The organism is Pseudoxanthomonas sp. J31, assembly GCF_000510725.1.
Lineage (GTDB): Bacteria > Pseudomonadota > Gammaproteobacteria > Xanthomonadales > Xanthomonadaceae > Pseudoxanthomonas.
The window spans coordinates 23,951-42,856 of the sequence record NZ_AZNZ01000002.1; the positions used below are offsets into that span (position 1 = coordinate 23,951).

An 18,906-nucleotide genomic window follows, 5' to 3' on the forward strand; every position below is an offset into this window, starting at 1 on the left:
GCTCAGGCGGCGCCGGCCAGGCGCGCGGCCTCCTCCAGGTCCACGCTCACCAGGCGCGACACGCCCGGCTCGCGCATGGTCACGCCGGACAGCTGGTGCGCGGCCTCCATCGTCGCCTTGTTGTGGGTGACGAACAGGAACTGCACCTTCTCGCTCATTTCCTTGACCATCGCCGCCAGGCGGCCGACGTTGGCCTCGTCCAGCGGCGCGTCCACCTCGTCCAGCAGGCAGAACGGCGCCGGATTGAGCTGGAAGATGGCGAACACCAGGGCCACCGCGGTCATCGCCTTCTCGCCGCCGGACAGCAGCGAGATGTTGGACACGCGCTTGCCCGGCGGGCGCGCCATGATCGCCACGCCGGTATCCAGCAGGTCGTCGCCGGTCAGCTCCAGGTAGGCGTGGCCGCCGCCGAACAGGCGCGGGTACAGCGCCTGCACGCCGGCGTTGACCCGGTCGAAGGTGTCCTTGAAGCGGCCGCGGGTCTCGCGGTCGATCTTGCGGATCGCCTCTTCCAGGGTTTCCAGCGCCGCGGTGAGGTCGGCGTTCTGCGAATCCAGGTACTGCTTGCGCTGCTCGGCCTCGCCGCATTCCTGGATCGCGGCGAGGTTGACCGGCTCCAGGCGGCGCATGCGCGCGTCGATCTGCACCACCGCCTGCTCCCACTCGCGCGGGTCGGCGACCTCGGGCAGGGTGTTGAGCACGTCATCGACGGCCTGGCCGTCCTCGCCGATCGCCTGCACCAGCTGCTCGGCCTTCAGCTGCAGCGCCTGCTGCTCCAGGCGCAGCTGGGAAATGCGCTCGCGCTGGGCCAGCGACTGCTGGTCGCGCTCCTGGCGCGACTGCTCGTGGCTGCGCAGCTCGTGGTCGATCGCCTCCAGCACGGCGCGGGCCTCGCCCAGCGCGCGCTCGACCCGCACGCGTTCAGCCAGCGCCGCCTGGTGCTCGGCCTCCAGCGCCTGCACCGGCGAATCGCCGGTCTCCAGCTGGGAGCTGATCTCGCCCAGGCGCGACTCCAGCTGCGCGCGCTGCGCCGACATGCGCTGCAGCGACTGGGTCAGCGAGGCGATCTGGGTGCGCTGCGACTCCAGGCCCAGGGCCAGGGCGTGGGTGGCGTCGCGGCTGGCGCGCGCGGCCTCGCGCGCCAGGTCGCGGGCCTCGGTGCGCTGGCGGCGCTCGGCTTCCAGGGCCTGGCGCTCGGCTTCGAGGTCGCCCATGGCCACCACCGCTTCCTCCAGCCGCGCGCGCGCCTCGCGCGCCTGCTCGCGGCTGGCCTCCAGGGTCTGGGCCAGCTGCGCCAGCTCGGCCTCGATGCGTTCGATGCGCTGGCGCGCGCTGTCCATCCGGCCCTGCTGGCTCTGCAGCTGGCCGGCCAGCTCGGACACGGCGCGGTGCGCCAGGTACAGCTGGCGCTGGGCGTCCTCGCGCGCCTGCTCGGCGGCCAGCAGGCGCCCGCGCAGGTCGGCCAGGTGGGCCTCCAGGTCGGCCTCGCGCGCCTGCAGTTCCTCGATGGTGGCGCGCAGGGCCTGGATCTCGCGCTCGCGCAGCAGCGCACCCTGCCGGGCGGCGCCCTGGCGCGAGACCCGCACCCAGCCCTCGCCCAGGCGCTCGCCGGCGCGGGTGATGACCGAGTCGCCTTCCGCCAGCTGCGGCAGCAGGGCGCGCGCGGCGGCCAGGTCCTCGGCTGCGTGCAGGCGCGCCAGCAGGCGCCGGATCGCCAGCGGGCCGCGTACCTTCGCCGCCAGCGAGGTCGGCGCGAAGCCGGCCTCGCCCTCGCCGTCGGCGACCAGGGCGATGCGGCCCTCGCCGAGATCGGCCAGGGCCTCGACCAGCTGCTCCGGGGCGTCGACCAGCACGCCTTCGATCAGCTGGCCCAGGGCGCTCTCGACCGCGTTCTCCCAGCCGTCCTCCACCACCAGGCGCTCGCCGACGCGGGCCGCCGAATCCAGGCCGCGGGCCTTGAGCCAGGCCACCGCGGCGCCCTGCTCCTGGCCCAGCGCGGCCTGCTGCAGGGTCTCCAGCGAGGACAGGCGGCCGCGCGCGGCCTGGGCCTGCTTGCGCACCTCGGCCAGCTCGGCCTGGGCGGCGCGCTGCTGGTCCTGCACCGTCGCCACGTCCTGCTTGCGCGCCTCCAGCAGCTCGTTGAGCCCGTCCAGCTCGGTCTTGCGGGTCTCGTGCTCGATCTGCGCCTGCTCGAAGGCTTCGGCCAGCGATTCGACGTCCAGCCCGGCGCGTTCGGCCTGCAGGGCCTCGCGGCGGCGCTCGGCTTCCAGTGCCTGGCGGTCCAGGTAGTCGACGCGGGTGCGCTCGACCTCGCCTGCGCGCGACGCCTCGGCGGCCTGGCGGCCATGCACTTCCCAGCGCTGCTGCCAGTCGGCCAGCGCCGCCTCGGCCTCGCGCAGGGCCTCCTGGCGGAACACGTCGTCCTCGCGCAGCTGCTCCAGGCGCGGCTCGGCCTCCTCGACCGAGGCCTGCAGCGCCTCCAGCTTCTCGCGGTCGCCGCCGATGTGGCGGTCCAGCTCCTCCAGCGCGGTGGCGGTCTCGTCGCGGGCCTGGTTCAGGCGGTTGGCCAGCTCGCGCTGGTGCTGGATCTGCTGCTCGATCCGGGCCAGCACGCCGCCGACCTTGTAGACCTCGGCCTGAGCGGCGTTGAGCGCCTCGGCAGCCTCCTCGCGACGCACGCGGCCGGTCTCGATCTCGCGCTCGGCCTCGCGCTGGCCGGCGATGATCCGCTCCAGCCTGGTCTCTTCCTGCGCCAGCTTCTCGCGCAGGGCCTGCAGCTGCTGGTCCAGCAGCCGGTACTGCAGCGCCTTCCACTGCGCGTCCTTGACCTTCCGCTCCGCGGCCAGGGCCTGGTACTGCTCGGCCTGGCGCGCCTGGCGGCGCAGGTGTTCGAGCTGCTTGTCGACCTCCTCGCGCAGGTCGTTGAGGCGGTCCAGGTTCTCGCGGGTGTGGCGGATGCGGGTCTCGGTCTCCTTGCGCCGTTCCTTGTACTTGGAGATGCCGGCGGCCTCCTCCAGGTAGACGCGCAGGTCCTCGGGCCGGGCCTCGATGATCTGGCTGATCATGCCCTGCTCGATGATCGAATAGCTGCGCGGGCCCAGGCCGGTGCCGAGGAACAGGTCGGTGATGTCGCGGCGGCGGCACTTGGTGCCGTTGAGGTAGTAGCTGCTCTGGCCGTCGCGGCTGACCGTGCGCTTGACCGAGATCTCGTTGTAGGCGGCGTACTCGCCGGAGATGGTGTGGTCGGAGTTGTCGAAGATCAGCTCGACCGTGGCCTGCGACACCGGCTTGCGCGCGGCCGAGCCGGAGAAGATCACGTCGGTCAGCGAGTCGCCGCGCAGGCGGCTGGCCGAGCTCTCGCCCATCACCCAGCGCACCGCGTCGATGATGTTGGACTTGCCGCACCCGTTGGGACCGACGATGCCGGTCATGTTGGTGGGCAGGTGCAGCGTGGTCGGATCGACGAACGACTTGAATCCGGACAGCTTGATGGTGGACAGGCGCATGCGGCAGTCGCTTCCCGTGGTGGAACCGGGCGCCGCCCTGGCCCCACCGATTGATGTGGTTTATCCGGAACTTCCCCCAAATGGCTGATCCACAATGGCGGAAACGCCGGGAAACCGGCGCCGGACGGGGCAGTATAGCCGCCGCGGCCGGGATCCCTGCAGGCCCTGCGCCCGGTTTGACCAGGATCAGGGCCGGGGCCGCCGGGCCCACCTAGACTCGCGCACGGTCCCTGGCAGGAGAAGCGCATGCAGTACGACGTGGTGATCGTGGGTGCCGGCCCGGTCGGGCTGAGCCTGGCGCGGGCGTTGGCACCGCTGGGCCTGGGCGTGGCCCTGGTCGAGCGCCAGCCGCGGGCGGCGCTGGCCGAGCCGGCCTTCGACGGCCGCGAGATCGCCCTGACCCACGCCTCCATGCGCCTGCTGGGCGAGCTCGGCATCTGGGAGCGGATCCCGGCCGGGCACGTCCACCCGCTGCGCCAGGCCCGGATCATGGACCGCGACCTGGCCGAAGCCATGGTGGTCGACCCCGATCCCGGCCACGACCGCCTCGGCAACCTGGTGGCCAACCACCTGATCCGGCGCGCGGCCTGGGACGCGGTCCAGGCCACGCCGGGCATCGAGCTGCACGACCAGGCCCGGATCGCCGCCCTGCACGCCGGCCCCGACGCGGCCTGGGTGCAGCTGCAGGACGGCCCGCGCCTGCATGCACGCCTGCTGGTGGCGGCCGACAGCCGCTTCTCCGAGACCCGTCGCGCGCTGGGCATCGACGCCGACCTGCACGACTTCGGCAAGAGCATGCTGGTGTGCCGGATGCGGCACGAGCACCCGCACCACCACGCTGCCTGGGAATGGTTCGGCACCGGCGCCACCCGCGCCCTGCTGCCGCTGGACGAGCACCTGGCCTCTGCCGTGCTGACTCTGCCCGGCGAGCAGGCCCGGGCCCTGGCGGCGATGGACGAGGCCGGCTTCAACGCTGCGGTGGAGCGGCTTTACGACGGCCGCCTGGGCAGGATGGAACTGGCCGGCAGCCGCCACGTCTATCCTCTGGTGGCGACCTGGGCACGGCGCTTCGTGGGCCCGCGCCTGGCCCTGGCCGGCGACGCCGCTGTGGGCATGCACCCGGTCACCGCGCACGGCTTCAACCTTGGCCTGGCCGGCGTTGAGCGCCTGGCCGCCGTGCTGCGCATCGCCGTACGGCAGGGCCGCGACCCGGGCGACCCGGCGCTGCTGGCCATGTACCAGCGCCGCCACCGCCAGGGCTGCTGGCCGCTGTTCCAGGCCACGCGTGCGGTAGTCGGGCTGTACACCAACGACCGCCCGGCCGCGCGCGTGCTGCGTGCCGCGACCCTGCGCGTAGGTGCGGCACTGGCACCCTTCCGGCGGCTGGTCGCGGCCTCGCTCACCGATGCCGGGCCGGTGGACGCCAGCCCGCTGCAGCGCCTGCGCGCGGGCCTGAGCCAGTTGCGGCCGTCGTGAGGCTCAGGCCTCGCCGCGCTGGCGGTCGATCCAGGCCACGAAGCGGTCGACGAAATCCTCGAGGAACTCGCGCGTATCCGGGCTGGTGATCCGGCCATCGTCCGCGACCAGGCCTTCCTTGAACTGGATGAAGGCCTCCGGCTGCGGCAGCACCGCCATGTCCAGGTAGGACAACACGTTGCGCAGGTGCTGCTGGGCCAGGGCGGTGCCGATCGCGCCTGGCGAGGCCCCGGTCACCGCCGCCGGCAGGCCGGCGAAGGCACTGTCGCCGTAGGGGCGCGAGCCGATGTCGATCGCGTTCTTGAGCACGCCCGGGACCGAGCGGTTGTATTCCGGGGTCACGAACAGCACCGCGTCGGCGCCACGGACCTGCTGCTTGAACGCCGTGCACTCGGGCGGGTAGTCGCCGTCGAAGTCCTGGTTGTAGAGCGGCAGGTTGCCGATCTGGAGATAGTCGAACTCCAGCCGGTCCTCGCCCAGCCGCTCCAGCGCGCGCGCCAGCTGGCGGTTGATCGAGTCCTTGCGAAGGCTGCCGACGATGACCGCCACCTTGCGCCTGTTCATGGGTCCTGCTCCTGCATGGGGTGGCCCGATGCTAGGAGCCGGCGCGCGTGGTCTGGGTGAAGGCGGCGTGGCGGCGTATCGGTACGGCGCCGCGGCCGGGACTCAGAGGCCGCGGCAGTCCCGCCAGTGGCGGTGCCAGGCCTGGAACATCAGCACGTTCCACAGGTGGGTATGCCACTTGCGCTGGCCGCCACGGAAATCCCGCCAGATCGCGCTCATCCGGTCGGCATCGAACAGGCCCTCGCGGCGCATGTCCGCCGGATGCAGCAGGTCCCCGGCCCACTGCTCCAGGTCGCCGCGCAGCCACTGTCCGACCGGGGCGCCGAAACCGCGCTTGGGGCGGTCGACCATGGCATCCGGCAGGTAGCCGCGCAGCACCCGCTTGAGCAGGTACTTGCTGGTGTCCCCGCGCAGCTTCATGTGCTGCGGCAGCGACCAGGCCAGCTCCACCACCCGCCAGTCCAGCAGCGGCGCGCGCGCCTCCAGGCCCACCGCCATGCTCGTGCGGTCGACCTTGCACAGCAGGTCGTCAGGCAGGTAGGCCATGAAGTCGGCCAGCATCATCGCCTCGGCCTCGCGCCCGGGCAGGCCCAGCGGATCGGCCTCGTGGTAGATGGTCTGCGGCTCGCGCGCGCCGGTCACCACCGCGGCCGGGTTGCGCCAGCGCGAGACGCGGTTGCGGTAGACGTCGCCGATGCCCTGCACGCCGGACTCGGCCAGCAGGGTCGCCACGCCGCCGGTGCGCGCCGATTCGCCGCGCGCCCCGGGGAGGCGGGCCAGGCCGTGGCGCAGCAGGCGTGGCAGGGTCCGCGCCATGCGCCAGTTGCGCAGCGCGCGCTGGTAGCGGCCATAGCCGAAGAACAGCTCGTCGCCGCCGTCGCCGGAAAGCACCACCGTCACCTCCTGGCGCGCCAGGCGGCTGACCATCGCGGTGGGGATCTGCGAGGCATCGGCGAACGGCTCGTCGAACATCGCCGGCAGCTGCGGCACCACCGCCAGCGCGTCGGCGCCGTCGACCTCGAACTCGGTGTGCGCCGTGCCCAGGTAGTCGGCCACCTCGCGCGCCAGCGGCGCCTCGTCGTGGTCCGAGCCGCGGAAGCCGATGGTGAAGCTGCGCACCGGCTCCGCGCTCTGCGCCTGCATCAGCGCGGCCACGGTGGACGAATCGGTGCCGCCGGACAGGAACACGCCCACCGGCACGTCGGCGACCATGCGCAGGCCCACCGCGTCGCGCAGCACCGCATCCAGCGCCGCGGCGGCTTCGCCGTCGCCGCCGACGAACGGGGTGGCGATGGCCTTGCGCATGCGTTCGCGCGGGTCCCACCAGCGCTGCTGCGCGCGCTGCGGGTCGTGCGCGGCGGCGCCGGCGGCCGCCGCCGCCGCGTCCAGCCGCAGCAGGCTGCCGGGCATCAGCTTGAACGCGCGCTCGTGGATGCAGTACGGCGCCGGGATGTAGTTGAAGCGCAGCAGCAGGGCCAGCGCGTCGCGGTCCACGCCGTTGTCGAAATCCGGGTGCCGCCACAACGCCTTCAGCTCGGAGCCGAACACCAGGGCGTCGCCGGCCCAGCCGTAGTACAGCGGCTTCTTGCCGACCCGGTCGCGGGCCAGCCACAGGCAGCGTTCGCGGCGGTCCCACAGGGCGATGGCGAACATGCCGTTGCAGCGCTGCAGGGCGTCCTCGATGCCCCACTCGGCCACCGCCGCCAGCAGCACCTCGGTGTCCGAGTGACCGCGGAAGCGGTGCCCCACCGCCGCCAGCGCGGCGCGCAGCGGGGCGAAGTTGTAGACCTCGCCGTTGTAGGCCAGCACGTAGCGGCCGTCGGCCGATTCCATCGGCTGGTGGCCCAGCGGCGACAGGTCGAGGATGCTCAGGCGCTGGTGCGCCAGGGCGATGCCGGCCTGGGCATCGACCCAGGTACCGGCGTCGTCCGGTCCGCGGTGCACCAGCGCGCCGCCCATCTCCCGGGCGCGCGCGGCCAGCACGTCGCCGTGCAGCCGCGGCTGCGCCATCAGGAATCCTGCAAGTCCACACATCTCAGCTGTCCAGCTCCGCGGCCGCGGCGACGATGTCGTCCTCGCCCGGGATGACCAGGAACGCGGCGCCTGCCAGCGGAGTGTACGTGTCCGCGCCCACCACGCGGCGGAACGGGCGCGCGCCGAAGCCGCCCTCGATGATCGCGGTGACCACGCCTTCGCCCACGCCGGCGCTGCGCCGGCCCTCGTCCACGACCAGCAGGCGCCTGGCGCTGGCCGCCTGCTCGCGGATGAACTCCTCGTTCAGCGGCACCAGCCAGCGCAGGTCGACCACCCGCACCTTCCAGCCCTGGCGTTCCTCGATCCGGCGCGCGGCGCGCAGGCTCATGGGCACGCCGTTGCCGTAGGTGATGATCACCAGGTCGTCGTTGCCCTCGCCGTAGACCCTGCCCTCGCCCAGCGGCATGGCCCGGCCCTGCTCCGGGTACGGGAACAGCCACTGGCCGTCGCCGGCCTCGTGCAGGTCCTTGGCCATGTACAGCGCGATCGGCTCCAGGAACACGGCCACGCGGCCGTCGACCTTCGCCAGCGCGGCCAGGGTGCGCAGCATCTCCACCGCGTCGTCGCCGCGGCTGGGGCAGCCGACCACCAGGCCGGGGATGTCGCGCAGGGCGGTGATCGAGTTGTCGTTGTGGAAGTGGCCGCCGAAGCCGCGCTGGTAGCCTAGGCCGGCGATGCGCACCAGCATCGGGTTGGCGTACTGGCCGTTGCTGAAGAACTGCAGCGAGCAGGCCTCGCCGCGGACCTGGTCGCAGGCGTTGTGGAAATACGCCAGGTACTGGATCTCCGGGATCGGCAGCATGCCCATGTTGGCGTAGCCCTGGGCCAGGCCGAGGATCATGGTCTCGTCCAGCAGGGTGTTGAACACGCGGTTGCCGCGGAAGGCCTTGTACAGGCCCTTGGTCACCGTGTACACGCCGCCCTTCTGCGCCACGTCCTCGCCGAACAGCAGGCTTTCCGGGTACTTGGCCAGCAGCTCGTGCAGGGCCTGGTTGATCTGGACCGCCAGGTGGCGCGGCGCCTGCTTCTCCGGCAGCCTGTCGGCGCCGCCGTAGGCGGCGATGCGCGCATCTTCCGGCGCCGGGCGCGTGGCCTCGGCCGCCACCGCGTCGGGCGAGTATGGCGCCAGCGGCGCCATCACCTGCTCCAGGCTGGCGAGCTTGGGCCGGCGGTCGGCTTCCTCCGCGGCGGCGAAGCAGCGGCGGCGGATGGACTCGTACAGCTCCAGCAGTTCGTCCTTCGAGTAAAGCCCCGACTCCAGGGCGATGGCCGCGCTGCGCAGCAGCGGATCGCTGGCCTCCACCGCGCAAAGCTCTTCGATGCTGCGCCACTCGATCTCGAAGTCGGTGCCGGCGTGGCCCATGATCCGGGTGGTGCGCAGGTGCAGGAAGGTCGGCCGGCGGGTGCTGCGGCAGTGCTCCACCGCCGCCTGCACCTGGGCGTAGCCTGCGGCCAGGTCGAGGCCGTCGGCGTGGAAGTAGTCCAGGCCCGGCATGTTGCGGAAGCGGTTGCCGATCCAGCCGTCAGGGGTCTTCACCGAGATGCCGATGCCGTTGTCCTCGCACACGAACAGCACCGGCGCCGGCAGCTTCTGGTAGGCGGTCCAGGCCGCGGCGTTGAATGCGGTCTGCGCGGTGGCGTGGTTGGCCGATGCGTCGCCGAAGGAACAGATGGCGATGCTGTCGGCCGGCACCGGCAGGGCGTGGCCGATGCGCCGCGCCTGCTCGATGGCGATGGCCGTGCCCAGCGCCTTGGGCAGGTGCGAGGCGATGGTCGAGGTCTGCGGCAGCACCCACAGTGGCTTGCTGCCCCAGACCTTGTGGCGGCCGCCGGAGGCCGGGTCCTCGGCGCTGGCGGCGAAGCTCAGCGCCGAATCCATCACCGGGTCCATGCCCGGCAGCTTGCGGAAGCGCTCGGCCATGAAGCCGCCGCTGCGGTAGTGCAGGAACGCCGGATCGGTATGGCGGGCCAGCCGCGCGACCATGGCGTTGCCCTCGTGGCCGCTGGAGCCGATGGTGTAGAAGACCTTGTTCTGCACCCGCAGCACGCGCGCCATCAGGTCCAGGTGGCGGCTGACCAGCTGCGACTCGAACAGTTCGCGGAAGCCGCGCGCGTCCAGCGCGCTGCCCGGCAACACCGGTTCGTCGTCGCGCGGGCGCGGCCGCGGGCTGCCCTCCCAGGCGCGCACGGCCTCGGTGAAGTTGCGGTCGCAGATCTCGGCGCGGTTGATGCCCTTCTTCCAGGCGGGAATGGCGGCTGCGTTCATGCGTCGGCGGGTCGGTGTCCTGTGCGGGGCGGCGTGCGCCCCGGTGTTGTCGGGATCCAGCGGCGGCCAGTCCGCGCCCGCGCATGCGCGCGCCGGTGCCGGATGGCCTGGGTAGTGTGGACCGCCTGGGCGCCGGGGGCGGCATCGCGGCGGCGTTCGGGCAAGGCGCGCAAGGGATTCACCCCCGCGCGGCGCGGAACGCGCGCCATTCGTCGCGGGTCTGGCCCCAGATCTCGGCGGTGGCATCCAGCGGCGGCGGCAGCTGCCCCATGCGCAGGTAGCGCGAGCCGAGCTTGGTGGCCACCACCTTCGACCTTTCGTTGGCCGGTTCGATGGTGTGGATCACCTCCTCCCAGCCCAGCACGTCGAATACCCAGTCCATGCACGCGGCCGCCGCTTCCGGCGCATAGCCACGGCCCCAGTGGCTGCGGACGATGCTCCAGCCCACCTCCGGGCCCGGCCAGCCCTCCGGCTGCCACGGGCCGACGCGGCCGATCCACTGCCCGCTGGCCTTCTCGATCACCGAGAACATGGCATGGCCCTGCAGGTGCCAGCAGCCGAGCATCGCCGCCAGCCCGCGCCAGGCCACCGGGCGCGGCTGCACGCCGCCGATATGGCGGGTGGCTTCCTCGTCGGCCACGAACGCCGCCCAGGCCTCGAAGTCTTCCCTGCGCGGCACCCGCAGCAGCAGGCGCGGGGTTTCCAGTTGCAGCCGTTCCAGGTCCATCAGCCAGGCTCCTGTGCGATCGTTCGGGTGGCGGTCCGCGGCGGCCGGGCTCAGGCGACGGCTGCGCGCCGCGCCAGCCATTGCGCGCGGGTCTGGCCCCAGATGTCGATCCGCGCTCCGGCGAAGGGCTCGGGCAACCGGCCGGGTCCCTGGTTGCGCGAACCCAGGCGCTGGGCCACCCGCTGCGAGGGGAGGTTCTCCGGGTCGATGCAATGGATGACATGGTCCCAGCCCAGTTCCGCGAACGCCCAGTCGATCGCCGCGGTGGCCGCCTCGGTGGCGTAGCCCCGGCCCCAGGCCTGGGGATGGAAGCTCCAGCCGACCTCGTTGCCCGGCCAGCCCTCCGGCCGCCACGGGCCGGACTGGCCCAGCCACAGGCCGGTGGCCCTGTCGATCACCGAGAACATGGCGAAACCCTGCACCATCCACGCGCCGGGCATCTGCAGGAACTTGCGCCAGGCCGCGGCGCGGCTGGCGCTGCCGCCGATGAAGCGGCAGGCATGTTCGTCGGCCAGCAGCTCGGCGTAGCGCTCGAAGTCGGCCGCCTGCGGCGGACGCAGGACCAGCCGCTCGGTCTCGATGACGGGGCCCTGCGGCATGCCGGTCAGAACGCGTTGATGCCGGTCAGCTCGCGCCCGATCACCAGCTGGTGCACGGTCTCGGTGCCCTCGTAGGTGATCACCGATTCCAGGTTCAGGGCGTGGCGGATCGCGGCGTGCTCGGTGGTGATGCCGGCGCCGCCCAGCAGGTCGCGGCACTCGCGGGCGATGTCGATGGCCATGCGGCAGTTGTTCCACTTGGCCAGCGAGACCTGCTGCGGCTGCATCCGGCCGGCGTCCTTCAGCCGCCCCAGCTGCAGCACCAGCAGCTGCGCCAGGGTGATGCGGCGGGCCATGTCGGCCAGCTTGATCTGCGCGCTCTGGGTCGCCGCGACCGGGCGGCCGAACAGGATGCGTTCCTTGCTGTAGTTCAGCGCCTCGTCCAGGCAGGCGATGGCGGCGCCGATCGGACCCCAGGTGATGCCGTAGCGGGCCTGGGTCAGGCAGCCCAGCGGGCCCTTGAGGCCCTTGACGTTGGGCAGGCGGTTGGCCTCCGGCACGCGCACGTTGTCGAAGAACAGCGACGAGGTCACCGAGGCGCGCAGCGACATCTTGTGCTTGATCTCCTGGGCGGTGAAGCCGGGCATGCCCTTCTCCACGATGAAACCCTGGATGCCCTCCTCGGTCTGCGCCCAGACGATGGCGATGTCGGCCAGGTTGCCGTTGGTGATCCACATCTTCGAGCCGTTGAGCACCCAGTCGCCGCCATCCTTGCGGGCGTGGGTCTTCATGTTGGCCGGGTCGGAGCCGCCGTGCGGCTCGGTCAGGCCGAAGCAGCCGATCACCTCGCCGGCGGCCATGCGCGGCAGCCACTGCCGCCGCTGCTCCTCCGAGCCGTAGGCGTAGATCGGGTACATGCACAGCGAGGACTGCACGCTGACGAAGCTGCGCAGGCCGCTGTCGCCGCGCTCCAGCTCCTGGCAGATCAGGCCGTAGCTGACCGCGTTGAGGCCGGCGCAGCCGTATTCCTCCGGCAGCGAGGAACCGAGCAGGCCCAGCGACGCGATCTCCGGGACCAGCTCCTTCGGGAAGCGGCCCTGGTCGAAGCACTCGCCGATGATCGGCAGCACCCGCTCGTCGGTGAACCGGGCTACCGCCTCCTGCACGGCACGCTCCTCTTCGCTGAGCATGGAACGCACGTCGTACAGGTCGTAGGCGGAAAGGGCCATGGCGGATACCGGTTGGGGAAATGGTTGCGATTGTATCCACCGCCCCCGGTGCGCGGGCAATGCGCAGCGCGGCAAAAAAGAAGGCCGCCCCCGGGGGAGCGGCCTTCGGTGCTGGCAACGGGCCCGCGCTTACTGGCGGTTGGCGCCCTGCGCGCCGACGTCCACGCCGGCGGTGACGATCTTGCCGTCGACCACCGGCAGGCGGTCGGACTGCGGCTCCTGGTCCAGGCGCAGGGTGCCTTCCTGGCCCTGGTAGCGGTAGGTCACGTCGTAGCCGACCACCTTGTCCTCGGTGCCCAGGGCGATGCGCTCGCCGGGCTTCTTGTCCATGCGCTTGGTGCCGGTGGTGCCGTCCGGGTTGCGGAAGGTCACGGTGTAGCCGATCACCCGGCTGGACTCGGAGGTGGCGTACTCGGTGCGGCACTGGCGCTCGGTGCGGCTGACGACCTTGCCGCCGACGTGGCGCTTGTCGACCTGGTTGCCGATCACGCCGCCGGCCACGGCGCCGGCCGCGGTGGCGACCTTCTTGCCCTTGCCGCCGCCGACCTGGTTGCCGATCAGGCCACCGATGACCGCGCCGGCCACGGTGCCGCCGACGTTGCCGTCGCGCTCGGGCAGGCGCTCCTGCACCACCACGTCCTCGCACACTTCATGCGGGACCGACTGGGTGGTGGACTCGCGCACCGGCTCGGTGCCGATCACGGTGGCGTAGCGCTGTTCCTTCTCGGTCACCGGGGTGACGGAAAGGATCTCGGCAAACCCCAGCGCCGGGGTCTCCGGCAGCGCATCGCTGGCGGCGACATCGCCGTCCTGGGCCGGAGCGGTGATGGCAGCGACGTCGGAGCCGCCGTCACGGTTGTTCATGTAGGCGGCAGTGGCGATGCCGCCGACCAGCAGGGCACCTGCTGCGATGAGAACGGTGGTGGCTTGTTTCATGGCCGTTGGCTCCTGCGGGACCCATCCCGCTGTTTGACGGGCGCATTCCATCACGGCGAAGCTGAACAGGACCCCGAACAATTTTCCAACATCGCCACGAGCCGGCGCGGACGCGGCATGCTGGTATCCGGATCTTCCCCACGGAGCCGCCGCCATGGCCAACCCCCTGTTGCTGCCCCTGCTGGAATGGGCGCGCCGGTTGCGCTTCCCGACCCTGTTCAAGCTGACCGCCGCGGTGTTCGTGCTCAGCGTGCTGCTGCCCGATCCGGTGCCGTTCATCGACGAGGTCGCGCTGGGCCTGGGCACCCTGCTGCTGGCCAACTGGAAGCGCCGCAAGGATCCGCTGCCGGCGCGATCGCAGGTGCTGCCACCCGGACGCTGATGGACCTGGTCGACAGCCACTGCCACCTGGACGTACCCGAGTTCGCCCCCGACCGCGCGCAGGTGGTCGCGCGCGCGCGCGATGCCGGCGTGCGCCGCCAGGTGGTGCCTGCGATCCATGCCGCCGGCTGGCCCGGCCTGCGCGACACCTGCCGCGCCGCGCCGGGACTGTTCCCGGCCTACGGCCTGCATCCGCTGTTCCTGGCCGAACACCAGCCCGCGCACCTGGAACGCCTGCGCGAATGGGTCGAGCGCGAGCAGCCGGTGGCGGTCGGCGAATGCGGGCTGGATTTCTTCGTCGAGGACCTGGACCGCCAGGCCCAGGCCGGCTACTTCGAGGCGCAGCTGCGCCTGGCGCGCGATGCCGGCCTGCCGGTGATCGTGCACGCGCGGCGCGCGGTGGACGCGGTGATCGCCGCGATCCGCCGCATCGGCGGCGCCAAGTCGGGCCAGCCTTCGCGCCTGCGCGGCGTGGTGCACAGCTTCGCCGGCAGCCCCGAGCAGGCGCGCCAGCTGTGGGACCTGGGCTTCCTGGTCGGCCTCGGCGGCCCGGTCACCTACGAGCGCGCGCAGCGCCTGCGCCGGCTGGTGGCGGAGATGCCGCTGGAATTCCTGCTGCTGGAAACCGATGCGCCGGACCAGCCCGATGCCGCGCACCGCGGCCAGCGCAACGAACCGGCGCGGCTGCGCACGGTGCTGGACACCATCGCCATGCTGCGCGACGAGGACCCGGCCGCGATCGCCGCGGCCACCACCGCCAACGCCGAACGCCTGTTCGGCCTGCCGCCGGCCTAGCCGGCCACGGCGCAGGCGAAGCCGGCCGCATCCGCCGACGGCGCCGGCCGTCCCTTGAGCAGCATCTCCAGCGCCTTGCCGGCGGCGGCGAAGGCGAACGCGCCGGTGACATGGGTGGCCGCGCCCAGGCCGGTGCCGCAGTCCAGCTTCAGCGCTGCGTCGGCGCCCAGCTTCGGGCGTACGCCGCTGACGCTGCCGTCGAACTGCGGGTACTTCACGTTCTCCAGCGAGTACACCGCCGGCACGCCGAAGAAGCGCTGCGGATTGCGCGGGAAACCGAACTCGGCGCGCAGCTTCTTGCGCACCAGGGCAAGCATGGCGTCGTGCTCGGTGCGCGACAGGTCGCGCACCCGCACCAGGGTCGGGTCGGTTCGGCCGCCGGCCGAACCGACCGTCAGCACCGGCTGCTTGCGCCGCCGGCACCAGGCGATCGCCTCGACCTTGGTGCGGAAGCTGTCACAGGCGTCGACCACCAGGTCGAAGCCCTCGCCCAACAGGCTTTCCAGGTTGCCTGCGGTGAGGAACTGCGCCACCGGGCGCGCCTCCACCCGCGGATTGATCGCGCGGCAGCGCTCGGCCAGGACCTGGGCCTTGCCGCGGCCGTACTGGCCCTCCAGCGCCGGCAGCTGGCGGTTGGTGTTGGACACGCACAGGTCGTCGGCGTCGACCAGCACCAGGGTGCCCACCGCCGAGCGCGCCAGCGCTTCGACCAGCCACGAGCCCACCCCGCCGAGCCCGACCACCGCCACCCGGCGCCCGGCCAGCCATTGCGCCGCGCCCACGCCGTACAGCCGGTCGATGCCGGCAAACCGTTCCTGCAGGAATGCGTCCATGGGCGCGCATTCTACCGGTGCGGCTGCAAGCGTCGCCGCCGGCGCCTTATGATGTGCGCCCTTCCAACGGAGCCCGCCGCATGGCCAGCCAGCCGAACCGCCCCTCGCCCGCCGCCCGCTACCTCGTCGTGTTTGCCATCGGCCTGCTGGTGGGCGTGGTCGCCGCGGTGATGGCGCTGCGCGCGCTGAAGGAGCGGCAGGATCCGTTCCCGGACGCGCTGATGAACGTGATGGCGCGCCAGACCCAGGAACTGAAGGCCACCGCCGCGGCCAACCGCTGCGCCGTGCACGATGCATTGCCGCGCCTGCAGTCGCTGCGGGCGATGGCCAACGACCTGGAAACCGCCTTCCCGGGGCTGCGCGACGACCAGCGCTTCGCCGGTGCGGCCTCCAGCCTGCGCGCCAACCTCGACCAGGCGCTGGCCGCGCCGCCGTCGGACTGCGCGCAGATCACCGCCACGCTGGAGAAGATCGGCGGCGATTGCCGCGCCTGCCACCAGGATTTCCGCTGAACCGCGGCTGATGCCAGCCGCCGGCGTCATGCGCGGGCGGGCGCCGGGTTGCCGCGCCGTTCACGAGCATGGCGCAAGGATGCAGCCACGGAAGCGGCCCGGCCGCATCCGCCGGACCACACTTCAGGAGATGCACGATGAAGTCCCGCCTGCTCTGCGCCGCCGTCCTCTGCTCCCTGGCCCTGGCCGCCTGCAGCACCACCTCGCCCAACTACGGCTATGGTTCGTCCTATCCGTCCGGCGGCAGCTATCCGGCCCCGCAATCGTGCCTGGACTGCGGCATCGTCACCCGTATCGACGTGATCGGCTCCAACCGCACCGCGCCCGCCGCGACCGGCGCGATCCTGGGCGGCATCGTCGGCGCGGTCGCCGGCCATGAGATCTCCGACAAGACCGGTGGCAGCAAGGGCAACCAGAACGTCTCCGCCGTGGCGGGCGCGGCCGCCGGCGCGATGGCCGGCAACGCCATCCAGGGCCGCGTCACCGGCGATACCTACAACATCCACGTGCGCATGGACGACGGCCGCACCGTGGTGATCAACCAGCGCGACCTCGGCGGCATCCGCGAGAACACCTACGTGCGCGTGGTCAACGGCAAGGTCGTGATCCGCTGATCGCCGCCACGACCGACAAAAAGAAACGGCCCGCATCGCGGGCCGTTTCCGTTTGTAGCCGATGGCTCTGGATCAGGCGGTCTGCACCGCGTCGGCCTGCAGGCCCTTCTGGCCCTGGACGACGGTGAAGGTGACCTTCTGGCCTTCCTTCAGGCTCTTGAAGCCCTGCATCTGGATGGCGCGGAAGTGGACGAACACGTCCTCGCCATTCTCACGGCTGATGAAGCCAAAGCCCTTGGCATCGTTGAACCATTTGACGGTCCCGGTCTCGCGCTCTGCCATTACTGCTTACTCCTGGAACTTTGCTGGGTGGTGGTTACGCCGTGGCCAACGGCGGCTGGTTGCAAGGAGTACGCGAGGTGTAACGATGTAGCAGACCATCACCAAGGACCTACCGCATCAGGTCACGGTTCACGGTGACCTTGCCAAGCGCAGCGGCCCAAACTTACCGCCGGCCCATGGCGAATGCAATCATGCCCGGGCCGCCCCCAGGAGCCCCCCGCCCCCGATGGATACGACCACCCTGTGGTACCTGCTCGCCGGCCTGCTGATGCTGGTCGGCCTGGCCGGCGTGGTGCTCCCGGCCCTGCCTGGCCTGCCCCTGGTGTTCGCCGGCATGGCGCTGGCCGCCTGGGCGGATGGTTTCATCCGGATCAGTGGCTGGACCCTGGCCGCCCTCGGCCTGCTCACGCTGCTTTCCATCGCGATCGACATCATGGCCGGCGCCTTCGGTGCGCGCCGCTTCGGCGCCGGGCGGATGGCCGTGGCCGGTGCCACCCTGGGCACCATCGTCGGCCTGTTCTTCGGCCTGCCCGGACTGTTGCTGGGCCCGTTCATCGGCGCGGTGCTGGGCGAGCTGTGGCATACCCGGCACCTGCCACAAGCCGCGCGGGTCGGCGCGGCCACCTGGGTAGGCCTGCTGCTGGGCGCCGCCTTGAAGCTGGCCCTGGCCTTCGCCATGCTCGGCCTGTTCGTGCTGGCGTGGTTTTTCTGAATACGCACCGCCTCCCTGGAGCTCGACTTGAACCGGATGCCCCCCCTGCCCCTGGCGCTGTGCGCCGCGCTCGCCGCCACCGCCCCAGCGCTGGCGGCGCAGGAAATCACCGCGCGCCCGGCCAGCGCCGACGCCTGCCTGGCCATCGCCTCCAACGCCCAGCGCCTGGCCTGCTACGACGCAGCCCTGGGCTATGTCGCGCCCTCGCCGCAGGAAGCGGACCTGGCCGCCGACGTCGCCGAGCGCGCCGCGGAGGAGGCCGCGGGCGAACAGCCCGCCACCGAGCTGTTCCAGCGCGACCTGCACCCGGCCGCGCGCGCGGCGATCGCCAACGCCGGCCGCGGCTCGCTGCTGGACAACCGCTGGGAACTGGCCAAGGACTCCAAGCTGGGCATCTTCCAGCTGCGCGCCTACAAGCCGGTGTACGTGCTGCCTGGCTTCTGGACCAGCCGGACCAACACCACCCCCAGCTCGCCCAACCCCAACAACACCGTCACCACGCCCGAGCAGCTGGACAGCATCGAGGCCAAGTTCCAGCTGAGCTTCAAGACCAAGGTCGCCGAGGACCTGTTCGGCGACAACGGCGACGTCTGGGTCGGCTACACCCAGAGCTCGCGCTGGCAGGCCTACGCCTCGGAGACCTCACGCCCGTTCCGCGAGACCAACTACGAGCCGGAGGTGATGCTGGTGTTCCGCAACAACTACAGCCTGTTCGGCTGGAAGGGGCGGATGACCGGGATCAGCCTCAACCACCAGTCCAACGGCCGCAGCGATCCGTTCTCGCGCAGCTGGAACCGGGTGATCCTCAACCTCGGCCTGGACCGCGACAACTGGGCCTTCGTGCTGCGCCCCTGGTACCGGGTCGGCGAAAGCGCGCGCGACGACAACAACCCGGACATCGAGGACTACATCGGCCGCGGCGACGCCCTGCTGGTATACAACCGCAACGGCCACGAGCTGAGCCTGACCGCGCGCCACTCGCTGCGCGGCGGCGACCGCGCGCACGGCTCGCTGCAGCTGGACTGGGGCTTCCCGATCAACAACCTGCTGCGCGGCCACGTCCAGGTGTTCGACGGCTACGGCGAGAGCATGATCGACTACAACCACAAGGCCACCTACATCGGCGTCGGCTTTGCCCTGCTGGAGTGGTTCTGATGCAGCGCGCGACGGTCTGGCACAACCCGCGCTGCTCGAAGTCCCGCGCGGTGCTGGAGATCCTGCGCGAGCGCGGGATCGAGCCGGTGATGTTCAACTACCTGGCCCATCCACCCGATCGCCAGAGCCTGCGCCGCGTCGCCGAGTCCTGCGGCGGCGTGCGCGTCCTGGTCCGCAGCAGCGAACCGCTCTACGCCGAACTGGGCCTGGATTCGGCCGACGACGAGGCCCTGCTGGACGCGATGATCGCCAACCCGCAGCTGATCAACCGCCCGGTGGTGATCACCCGCCGCGGCGCGCGCCTGTGCCGGCCGCCGGAGGAAGTGGTCGCCCTGCTCGACTGAG

The 18,906-nt window shown here is 71.8% G+C and carries 18 protein-coding genes; 8 read left to right on the forward strand and 10 right to left on the reverse strand.

Annotation, left to right across the window (positions count from 1 at the left end; translation table 11 throughout):
• Window positions 1–2: 2 nt before the first annotated feature.
• Entirely contained in the window at window positions 3–3,506 is a 3,504-nt protein-coding gene (gene smc / locus PSEJ31_RS0103395; RefSeq protein ID WP_028914654.1) for a chromosome segregation protein SMC, read from the reverse strand.
• Between the two features lie 246 nt (window positions 3,507–3,752).
• Between smc and ubiM the strand changes: the two genes are divergently transcribed.
• On the forward strand, window positions 3,753–4,982 hold the full coding sequence (gene ubiM / locus PSEJ31_RS0103400) for a 5-demethoxyubiquinol-8 5-hydroxylase UbiM (RefSeq protein WP_028914655.1): 1,230 nt from the start codon (window positions 3,753–3,755) through the stop codon (window positions 4,980–4,982).
• A 3-nt stretch (window positions 4,983–4,985) separates the two neighbouring features.
• On the opposite strand, the gene PSEJ31_RS0103405 is transcribed toward ubiM, so the two are convergent.
• From PSEJ31_RS0103405 to PSEJ31_RS0103435, 7 genes are all read right to left on the reverse strand, one after another.
• Window positions 4,986–5,546, reverse strand: coding sequence for an NADPH-dependent FMN reductase (locus PSEJ31_RS0103405; protein WP_019397098.1), 561 nt, complete (start codon window positions 5,544–5,546; stop codon window positions 4,986–4,988).
• Between the two features lie 102 nt (window positions 5,547–5,648).
• Window positions 5,649–7,580: an asparagine synthase (glutamine-hydrolyzing) gene (asnB, locus tag PSEJ31_RS0103410; protein WP_028914656.1), complete on the reverse strand. Its 1,932-nt coding sequence runs from the start codon at window positions 7,578–7,580 to the stop codon at window positions 5,649–5,651.
• 1 nt (window position 7,581) lies between these two features.
• Window positions 7,582–9,846, reverse strand: coding sequence for a thiamine pyrophosphate-dependent enzyme (locus PSEJ31_RS0103415; protein WP_028914657.1), 2,265 nt, complete (start codon window positions 9,844–9,846; stop codon window positions 7,582–7,584).
• 178 nt (window positions 9,847–10,024) lie between these two features.
• Complete coding sequence (locus PSEJ31_RS0103420) at window positions 10,025–10,573, reverse strand: GNAT family N-acetyltransferase (RefSeq protein ID WP_026010185.1); 549 nt, start codon at window positions 10,571–10,573, stop codon at window positions 10,025–10,027.
• A 50-nt stretch (window positions 10,574–10,623) separates the two neighbouring features.
• Window positions 10,624–11,172, reverse strand: a complete 549-nt coding sequence (locus PSEJ31_RS0103425) for a GNAT family N-acetyltransferase (RefSeq protein WP_019397094.1) — start codon at window positions 11,170–11,172, stop codon at window positions 10,624–10,626.
• A gap of 5 nt (window positions 11,173–11,177) precedes the next feature.
• A complete protein-coding gene (locus PSEJ31_RS0103430) occupies window positions 11,178–12,341 on the reverse strand; it encodes an acyl-CoA dehydrogenase family protein (RefSeq protein WP_019397093.1) in 1,164 nt (387 codons plus the stop codon).
• A gap of 129 nt (window positions 12,342–12,470) precedes the next feature.
• Window positions 12,471–13,277, reverse strand: a complete 807-nt coding sequence (locus tag PSEJ31_RS0103435) for a glycine zipper 2TM domain-containing protein (protein WP_028914658.1) — start codon at window positions 13,275–13,277, stop codon at window positions 12,471–12,473.
• Between the two features lie 154 nt (window positions 13,278–13,431).
• Between PSEJ31_RS0103435 and PSEJ31_RS0103440 the strand changes: the two genes are divergently transcribed.
• Complete coding sequence (locus PSEJ31_RS0103440; protein ID WP_019397091.1) at window positions 13,432–13,659, forward strand: DUF6116 family protein; 228 nt, start codon at window positions 13,432–13,434, stop codon at window positions 13,657–13,659.
• Complete coding sequence (locus PSEJ31_RS0103445) at window positions 13,659–14,453, forward strand: TatD family hydrolase (RefSeq protein WP_028914659.1); 795 nt, start codon at window positions 13,659–13,661, stop codon at window positions 14,451–14,453. The genes PSEJ31_RS0103440 and PSEJ31_RS0103445 overlap by 1 nt, the downstream gene beginning before the upstream one ends.
• Here the strand turns inward: PSEJ31_RS0103445 and PSEJ31_RS0103450 are convergent.
• Window positions 14,450–15,286, reverse strand: a complete 837-nt coding sequence (locus tag PSEJ31_RS0103450) for a tRNA threonylcarbamoyladenosine dehydratase (RefSeq protein ID WP_028914660.1) — start codon at window positions 15,284–15,286, stop codon at window positions 14,450–14,452. The genes PSEJ31_RS0103445 and PSEJ31_RS0103450 overlap by 4 nt on opposite strands.
• An 80-nt stretch (window positions 15,287–15,366) precedes the next feature.
• Here PSEJ31_RS0103450 and PSEJ31_RS0103455 point away from each other — a divergent pair, with 80 nt between their 5' ends.
• Window positions 15,367–15,798, forward strand: coding sequence for a cytochrome c (locus tag PSEJ31_RS0103455; protein ID WP_028914661.1), 432 nt, complete (start codon window positions 15,367–15,369; stop codon window positions 15,796–15,798).
• A gap of 137 nt (window positions 15,799–15,935) precedes the next feature.
• Complete coding sequence (locus PSEJ31_RS0103460) at window positions 15,936–16,412, forward strand: glycine zipper 2TM domain-containing protein (RefSeq protein ID WP_028914662.1); 477 nt, start codon at window positions 15,936–15,938, stop codon at window positions 16,410–16,412.
• Window positions 16,413–16,484: 72 nt separating this feature from the next.
• Here the strand turns inward: PSEJ31_RS0103460 and PSEJ31_RS0103465 are convergent, their stop codons facing one another.
• On the reverse strand, window positions 16,485–16,694 hold the full coding sequence (locus PSEJ31_RS0103465; protein ID WP_019397805.1) for a cold-shock protein: 210 nt from the start codon (window positions 16,692–16,694) through the stop codon (window positions 16,485–16,487).
• 226 nt (window positions 16,695–16,920) lie between these two features.
• Between PSEJ31_RS0103465 and PSEJ31_RS0103470 the strand changes: the two genes are divergently transcribed.
• The 3 genes from PSEJ31_RS0103470 to arsC are packed head-to-tail and all read left to right on the forward strand — an operon-like array spanning window position 16,921 to window position 18,905.
• Window positions 16,921–17,406: a DUF456 family protein gene (locus PSEJ31_RS0103470; RefSeq protein WP_028914663.1), complete on the forward strand. Its 486-nt coding sequence runs from the start codon at window positions 16,921–16,923 to the stop codon at window positions 17,404–17,406.
• Window positions 17,407–17,442: 36 nt separating this feature from the next.
• Window positions 17,443–18,561, forward strand: coding sequence for a phospholipase A (locus PSEJ31_RS0103475; protein ID WP_051403634.1), 1,119 nt, complete (start codon window positions 17,443–17,445; stop codon window positions 18,559–18,561).
• Entirely contained in the window at window positions 18,561–18,905 is a 345-nt protein-coding gene (gene arsC / locus PSEJ31_RS0103480) for an arsenate reductase (glutaredoxin) (protein WP_019397808.1), read from the forward strand. The genes PSEJ31_RS0103475 and arsC overlap by 1 nt, the downstream gene beginning before the upstream one ends.
• Window position 18,906 lies beyond the last annotated feature (1 nt).